We start from the raw sequence: 7,067 nt of genomic DNA, 5'->3' as shown, positions 1-7,067 counted from the left end.
CCACCACCGGCGAGCTCGTCCGAGACCAGCGAGCGCAGCGCGGCCATCGCGGTCGCCCCGGCCCCCGCATACGTGCTGTTCGACAGCGTGATCACCGTTCCGAGGACGGGGTCGTGATGGGCGTACGTCACCGGTCACTGCCGCTGGAAGGGGCCAAGAAACGACCACCACCCAAGGAAGAGAGCACTCATCATGAGCAGCATCAGTTTCATCGGACTGGGCGGGATGGCTCACGCCATCGCCGCACGCGCGGTCGCGAGCGGCCATTCGGTCGAACTCATCGGCCGCGACCCGGTCAAGGCCAAGGGCCTGGCCGCCGAACTCGGCGCCGGGGCCACAGCGGGGACATTCGGCACCATCCCGGTGGGCGACATCGTCGTCCTGGCCGTGCCGTACGCCAGCGCTGTGCCGGTCGTCGCCCAGTACGGGGACGCACTGGCCGGCAAGGTCATCATCGACATCACCAACACCTTCAACGCCGACGCCACCGCGCTGGTCACCCCCGACGGCACGTCCGGTGCGCAGGAGCTCGCCAAGGCGGCCCCGGCGAGCGCGCACGTCGTGAAGGCGTTCAACACCGTCTTCGGCCACGTCCTGGTCCAAGAGCGTCTGCTGGATGTGCTCTTCGCCGGAGATGACGCGCAGGCCAAGGAAGCCGTGTCGGCGTTCATCGAGAGCCTCGGACTGCGTCCCCTCGATATCGGTGGCCTGGAGATGGCTCGCTGGCTGGAGGCGGTCGGGCCGCTGCTGATGGGCCTGGCCCGCAACGGCGCCGGGACCTTCGACGTCGCCCTCAGCTTCGACTTCCCCGGCTGAGCGCACTCGCACAACCATCTTCCGCCGCATCACCAACAAGGAGTAGCAACGTGCACATCTTCGTCACTGGCGGGACCGGCCATACCGGTTCGCACATCATTCCCGAGCTCGTCGCCGCCGGGCACGAGGTCACCGGCCTGGCCCGATCGGACACGGCCGCCACGGCGCTGTCCGCGCTCGGTGCGAAGACGCGCCGCGGCGACCTCGAGGACCTCGACGGGCTCAAGGAGGCGGCGGCGGGCTCGGACGGCGTCATCCACGTCGCGCACCGGCAGGATCTGCTGCCGTCCGGCGGGATCGACGCCGTGGCCGCCGCCGAGCTCCCGATCATGCTCGCGTACGGCGAGGCGCTGGCGGGGACCGGAAAGCCGCTGGTCGTTGCGGGGAGCATCGGCTCGCCCGGCAACGGGGGTCGGAACCTGGGCCGGCCGGCCACCGAGGACGATCCGGCTCTTCCCGTCGGGTATGAGCACAAGGGCACCCTCCGAGCCCGCAACGTGGTCGAGACCGCAGTCATCGGCCTCGCCGAGCAGGGCGTGCGATCGTCCGTCGTGCGGATCGCCAACATCGCACACAGCACCACCGACCGGGCAGGATTTCTCCCCACGCTGATCGCCCTGGCGAAGGAGAAGGGCTTCGCCGGCTACCCCGGAGACGGCACGAACCAGTGGAACGCCGTGCACGCCCGTGACGCCGCCGCCTTGTTCCGCCGGGCGTTGGAGAAGAGTCCGGCCGGCAAGTACTGGCACGCCGTAGGCGACGGAGGCATCCCAGTCCGCGAGATCGCCGAGGCCATCGGCAGCCGCCTGGGCCTGCCTGCCGTGAGCGTGCCGCTGGACGAACTGATGCTGCCGGGATACTTCGGGTTCCTCGCGAACGTCGTCACGCAGAACTACCCGGCGTCGAACCTCATCACGCGCCGGACCCTGGGCTGGGAACCGGCGCAGCCCGGCCTGCTCGCCGATCTGGACAACGGTCACTACTTCCCGTCAGCTGACGGGCCCGTCATCTGAGGGTAAGGGCCTCGTCGCACCGAGCTCCGCCCACGCCTCGCCGTGCGTCATCTTCAGGTCACGAGGCCGCTGCGGTAGGCATGGATCACGGCCTGGACGCGGTCCCGCAGGTCGAGCTTGGTCAGGATGCGCGACACGTACGTCTTGACGGTCTCCTGGCTGATCACCAGCGTCTCGGCGATCTCGCTGTTCGACAGGCCGTCGGCGATCAGGCGCAGCACCTCGAGCTCTCGCGGCGTCAGCGCGGTGTCGGCGGCCGCGCTCTCGGCGGGGCGGGATCCGAGCCGCGTACTTGCCGACGAGCTTCCGCGTCACCTCGGGCGCCAGCAGCGCCGCCCCGGCTGCGACCGTGCGGATGCCATGCAGCAGCTGCGGCGTCGGTGCGTCCTTGAGCAGGAAGCCACTGGCCCCGGCGCGCAGCGCCTCGTAGACGTACTCGTCGAGATTGAACGTCGTCACCACAAGCACCTTGACGGGGTGCGCCACCCCGGCGCCGGCTATCAGGCGGGTCGCCTCGCGGGTCGAGCAGGTCCAGCAGATTCCGGAGGTCGCCGATCGCCCGCCGGCCCGTGTCGGTGACCGCATTCAGCGTCTCGTCGAGCCGGTCGGGTGCGCCTGTCAGGTACCTGGCGGCCTCCGTCTGCACGACCATCGCCGTCACGTGGTGCGTCACGACGTCATGCAGCTCGCGGGCGATCCGGGTGCGTTCCGCGGTGCGGGTCTCCTCGGCGACCCGGAGGCGCCGTTCGGTCTCGGCGGCCCGGGTGGAGCGCAGCCAGGAGCCGGCGGCCCACACGAGGGCCAGCACCAGGTAGAACGTCAGGTACCCGACCGCCCGCTCGGCCCCGCCGAGCAGGTCGAGCGCGAGCGCCAGCAGCACGTAGGCACCCGAGAGGAGGATCGCGATCGTGCGGCGACGGTGTTCCAGGTAGGCACCCGCGCTCAGCAGCGCGATGACGAGCCCGGCCCCCGACAACGTGTGGTAGCCCCGGAGCTGGTCGAGGACGAAGCCGAGTGACACCAAGAGGAGGCAGGCGGCCGGCCAGCGCCGGCGAAGGGCGAGCGGGAAGGACTGGAGGACGATCGCGACGACGGCCAGCGCGTCGAAGGGACGTGTCGGCAGCGCGCCGACCTCCGTCCCCAGGCCGTGGTACGCCGGCACGAGCGATGCGACCGCCAGCGGCAGCGCGAGCGGCAGGTCCCGGACCGTGACGTCGAGCTGACGCCACCGGTCCAGGACCCGACGGAGTTCGGTCACCGGGAGAGCGTAGCGGCCAGGTCCGTCCGGGCCGAGCGGCGGACGGGGACCACGTGACCACGCCGATAGGCCAGCCACATGAAGACGCCGGTGGCCAGTACGCCGAGCACCACTGCGTAGATGCTGCCCTCCGGTCCGAAGCTGCCGCCCGTGACCAGGGCGGGGCCTGACATCGTCGCGTCCAGCAGACCCTGAGCGGTGTTGCTGCCGGACACCTCGGTGCTGAAGATGGCACTTCCGGCGATGTTCCAGCCGAAGTGCAGACCGATCGGCACCCACAGCTTGCGGGTGGCGATGTATGCCGCGGTCAGCATCCCGCCTGCCTCGATGGCGATGGCGACGGCACCCCACAGGGTGGCGTTCGGGTTGAGCAGGTGGATCAGGCCGAACAGTGAGCCGGTCAGTACGAGCGCGATCCAGGTTCCGGTCCAGAGCTCGACGTTCCGGAAGAGGACACCTCGGAAGACCAGCTCCTCGGTCACGGCGGCACCAGCCATGATGCCGAGCAGCGCGACGGCGCTCGCCGGCGTACCCAGGCCGTTGATCGTGTATTCACCGAAGAAGGCGATGCTCGCGATGACTGCCCCGAACAGCACGATGCCGAGCAACGTGCCCCAGCCGACCCCGGCACCTGCTCCCTCCAGCGAGACCTCGACGGGAACCCGGTGCTCGGTTCGCCGCACCACCCAGCCGTAGACCAGGACGCCGACGACGGCCGTCAGCAGGCCGGCGACGAGCGCCAGCCAGGGGTTGTCCTTCACCGCTGTAGTGCCCAGAATGCCGAGGATCCAGACCGCCGAAACCGCTAAGAGCTGCCATACCAGACGCACGAGGACTCCTCTGTGAGAAGCCGCGGCGGGAGCGCCGCGGACTACCTCGACGATATTGATCCGCCCGTCCCGGAATCATCACCGCACGGTGGACACTCGCAGGTAGCTCGCACGGGGGACAGAAGCCCTGCGCCGGCAGTGACCGAACTGCTAGATGGCGTAGACGTACTGATCCTGGTTCCGGATCGGATGACCTGTGCGCAACAACGGACGTCCCCCCGCTAGGCTCTGGGCGGGCCGTTAGCTCAGTTGGTTAGAGCAGGGGACTCATAATCCCTGGGTCGCGGGTTCAAGTCCCGCACGGCCTACGAGAGGGGTCGGGCTGCCGACATCGGGATCCGTGGGTGTCGGCGCCTCGCCGATCGTGAAGTTGGCGCGGGGGTCGGCATGGGCGACGTGGCCTTCGAACCGGGCCGCGGCGCGTGCCACCGCCTCTTGCGGCGTCAGGGAGCGGCCGACGTGCGTGACGATCAACCGGCCGACTCGGGCGGCGGTTGCGGTGTCGCCTGCGTCTTCGGGGGTGTGGTGCACCTGCTCCCCCTCGTCGGGCGCGTGTGCGCTCTCGGCCTCGCACAGCAGTACGTCGCACCCCTCGGCCAGCTCAGTGAGGCTCGGGCAGGGGGCGGTGTCTCCGGAGTAGACCAACGAGCGGCCGGCCGCCTCGATGCGTACGGCGAAGGCGGGGACGTCGTGCACCACTGCCCGGGTGGTCATCCGGAGGGAGCCGATGTTGACCTGGTGCCCGTCGCTCAGCTCGGTGACGGCGAAGGCGGACTCGATCGGGCTTCGCACGGATGAGTTGGTGAGGAATCCCGCCAGCCGCTCGGCGATGCCGGGCGGCCCGTAGAGAGGGATGGGAGCGGTCAGGCGGATGTCGGCGTACAGGGCGCCGTAGTAGGCGGTGAGCAGGTCGGCGCTGTGGTCGGCGTGCAGGTGGGAGATCCAGATCGCGTCGAGCTCGTCCAGCCTGGCGTACTGCTGGAGCGGGCCGAGCGTGCCACTGCCGGCGTCCACCCAGATCCGCGCGCCTGCGTTCGACACCAGGTAGCCCGAGCATGGGTTGTCCACGCTCGGGTAGGGCGTCGCGGATCCGAGGACCGTGAGGGTAAGAGGTTCATCGTGCACGGCGAGATGCTATCGGCGCTCGGAGCGCTGAAGGTTGGTACGCCCGGAGGCGGTGAGCGGCCCTGACGAAAGAGACGAATGGGCATGTACCTAGCAAGACCGGTGACCGAACAGGGCGAACGAAAATTCGTTCGCCCGGGCGATGATGTCCACCTCAGACTCACCTGAGCGCAGAATCGATGGAAGCCAGGCGCCAAGCCAGGTCCTGATCAGGTTGCGCCCGAAGTCGGTCAGCTTGATTCGCTCGAGTGCGCGGGCCTCGGAACTGGATACGTCTTGCAACTCACGGCATTGGTGAGGGCGCGTTGTCGCAGGCTGTCCGAATGCTTCGCTTCTGGGGCGATCGTCACCTCAGCACCGGCCGGAACCGATACAGATGTGGCGATCGGCAAGACGATTTCGGCCTGCTGAGACCGACCGAGTGGAGGATTGTCCCAGACCAAGCAGATCAGCCCCACTGTTGCGGACGCTTGGTTCGGATTCTCCAACACGAATTCTACGGCTTCGCCCGGGACGGTTTCGTCTCCAGAATCGTCGATCGGGGTCGCCTCGACATACTCCGGCGCTAGCGGGTCCTTCACGATTTCGACCGCGTCGACGATGACCCGAAGGTCATCAACTTGCACGTCAGCGCCGCTGAACCGTATGACGTCTACCGAGTCGCCCGGCCAGATGACCATCTGGCCACGTTCGGAGCCGAAGTTGCCCACTGCCTCGACGCCACTGATCGGTTGACCGCTCGAATCGAGCGGGATGAACTCGGCGTCCATGACGACCGCACTGCCGCCGTCATTGCTGATCTCTACCAGCTGGGACATGGTCCCGATCTCAGTCGAAGCGGTGTACCTGAAGGAGAGGTCCTCTGGGTGCACCTCTGCGCTTCCTGTTGTTCCGGAGCATCCGGAAGCGAGGATGAGAGGAGAAGTGACCATGATCGTTGCGAATCGACGAAGCATGTGCGGAGGTTACTGAGGGGCACCCCTTCAGCACCGTGCGGTATATCCCGCCTACCAGCGATCGGTGCGCTGGACCTCGTGCATGAGCTCGATCTTGCGGAAGCCGAACTGCCTGTTGATGCGCTGCATCACGTCGTTGGAAGGGTCGGTCCAGGTGTGGATGCTGGTGCGCTCGGGGTGGTCCCGCTGGACGGCGGCGAGGGTGGCGACCTTGAGGGCCAGACCCAGCTTGTTGCCGCGGTGGGCGGTCTTGACGAAGGTGTCGTCCTGGATGGCCTCGACGCTGCCATGGGCCAGGAAGATGACCGAGTAGCCGACCAGCTCGCCGGTGAGGATCTCGCGGGCGGCGGCGGTGATGCGGTCGTAGGAGCGGGCGGTGCTCTTCTCGGCCGAGCGGATGCGGTCGGCAGTGTGAGCGACCACGTCGTCCTCGGACTTGCCAGGCATCTCCTTGCCCATCTGGTTGCGCAGGCCGACGAACTGGGCGAGCAGGTCCTCGGGGGTGCGGTCCTCCCACATCAGGATCTCGTAGCCGAGCACGTTGAAGGGCTTGTGGCGCAGCGGGAGGTCGGCGGCGAGGTGGTCCTCGCGGCGTACGGACCTGAAGCCCAGCGCCCGGGCGAAGGCCAGGGACGACTTCGGGGGGATGGTCACCTCCGCGGTCGTCAGGGTGCGGCCGCTGGTGCGGCGTACGTCGTCGGCGGCCCGCCACAGCTCGGTGCCGACGCCGCGCCAGCGGTGCACGGGCAGGACATGGATGCCGAGTTCGACGATGTGGCTGCGCTCCTCCTCGGGGAGATCGAGCTCGGCGATGCCGATCGTCTCCCCCTGCTCCTTCGCGGCGAGGAGGATGCGGCGGCCGTGGTCGTGCGGGGTGCGCACGGAGTTTGCCAGCGCCTCGAAGGTGCGGTGCGACGCGTAGGGTCGATCGAAGGCCATCGATGCCGCCTCCACGGCGTACCAGGCCTTCAGAGCGGTGTCATCGTGGACGTCGACGGGCGCGATCACAGACACGGGCACTATCTAACCGTGTCAGGCAAAGCCGAGGGAAATGAGGTCCCCCGCAGCC

General features: G+C 68.3%; 7 protein-coding genes, 1 tRNA gene and 2 pseudogenes. 4 read left to right on the top strand and 6 right to left on the bottom strand.

Features of this window, described 5'->3' with window-relative positions:
• The first annotated feature begins 192 nt into the window (after positions 1 to 192).
• A complete protein-coding gene (locus ABZZ22_RS19340; protein ID WP_354934381.1) occupies positions 193 to 816 on the top strand; it encodes an NAD(P)-binding domain-containing protein in 624 nt (207 codons plus the stop codon).
• A 50-nt stretch (positions 817 to 866) separates the two neighbouring features.
• Positions 867 to 1,829 (top strand): SDR family oxidoreductase, encoded by a 963-nt coding sequence (locus ABZZ22_RS19335; RefSeq protein WP_354934379.1) that lies wholly within the window; start codon positions 867 to 869, stop codon positions 1,827 to 1,829.
• Between the two features lie 53 nt (positions 1,830 to 1,882).
• Here the strand turns inward: ABZZ22_RS19335 and ABZZ22_RS19330 are convergent.
• Together ABZZ22_RS19330 and ABZZ22_RS19325 are read right to left on the bottom strand one after the other, a co-directional pair.
• Positions 1,883 to 2,345 (bottom strand): annotated as a pseudogene (locus ABZZ22_RS19330) (response regulator transcription factor); the annotation flags it as partial.
• Between the two features lie 58 nt (positions 2,346 to 2,403).
• Positions 2,404 to 2,481 (bottom strand): annotated as a pseudogene (locus ABZZ22_RS19325) (hypothetical protein); the annotation flags it as partial.
• 12 nt (positions 2,482 to 2,493) lie between these two features.
• On the opposite strand from ABZZ22_RS19325, the gene ABZZ22_RS19320 reads away from it, so the two are divergent.
• A complete protein-coding gene (locus tag ABZZ22_RS19320) occupies positions 2,494 to 2,847 on the top strand; it encodes a hypothetical protein (protein WP_354934377.1) in 354 nt (117 codons plus the stop codon).
• Between the two features lie 236 nt (positions 2,848 to 3,083).
• Here ABZZ22_RS19320 and ABZZ22_RS19315 read toward each other — a convergent pair whose 3' ends face one another.
• The gene (locus ABZZ22_RS19315; protein WP_354934375.1) at positions 3,084 to 3,848 is read right to left on the bottom strand and encodes a CPBP family intramembrane glutamic endopeptidase; all 765 of its coding nucleotides are present in this window, start codon (positions 3,846 to 3,848) and stop codon (positions 3,084 to 3,086) included.
• Positions 3,849 to 4,151: 303 nt separating this feature from the next.
• Here ABZZ22_RS19315 and ABZZ22_RS19310 point away from each other — a divergent pair.
• Positions 4,152 to 4,225: transfer RNA gene (locus ABZZ22_RS19310), tRNA-Ile, on the top strand.
• Here ABZZ22_RS19310 and ABZZ22_RS19305 read toward each other — a convergent pair.
• The 3 genes from ABZZ22_RS19305 to ABZZ22_RS19295 all read right to left on the bottom strand — a co-directional run bounded on the left by ABZZ22_RS19305 (position 4,185) and on the right by ABZZ22_RS19295 (position 7,012).
• On the bottom strand, positions 4,185 to 4,931 hold the full coding sequence (locus ABZZ22_RS19305) for an MBL fold metallo-hydrolase (protein WP_354934383.1): 747 nt from the start codon (positions 4,929 to 4,931) through the stop codon (positions 4,185 to 4,187). The genes ABZZ22_RS19310 and ABZZ22_RS19305 overlap by 41 nt on opposite strands.
• A 341-nt stretch (positions 4,932 to 5,272) precedes the next feature.
• Positions 5,273 to 5,860 (bottom strand): hypothetical protein, encoded by a 588-nt coding sequence (locus ABZZ22_RS19300; RefSeq protein WP_354934372.1) that lies wholly within the window; start codon positions 5,858 to 5,860, stop codon positions 5,273 to 5,275.
• Positions 5,861 to 6,049: 189 nt separating this feature from the next.
• A complete protein-coding gene (locus ABZZ22_RS19295) occupies positions 6,050 to 7,012 on the bottom strand; it encodes a GNAT family N-acetyltransferase (RefSeq protein WP_354934369.1) in 963 nt (320 codons plus the stop codon).
• Positions 7,013 to 7,067: the final 55 nt, after the last annotated feature.

This window comes from Nocardioides sp. NPDC006273 (assembly GCF_040613495.1).
Lineage (GTDB): Bacteria > Actinomycetota > Actinomycetes > Propionibacteriales > Nocardioidaceae > Nocardioides.
The sequence above is the reverse complement of the archived record's forward strand: the minus strand, read 5'-3'. Positions and strand labels throughout refer to the sequence as shown.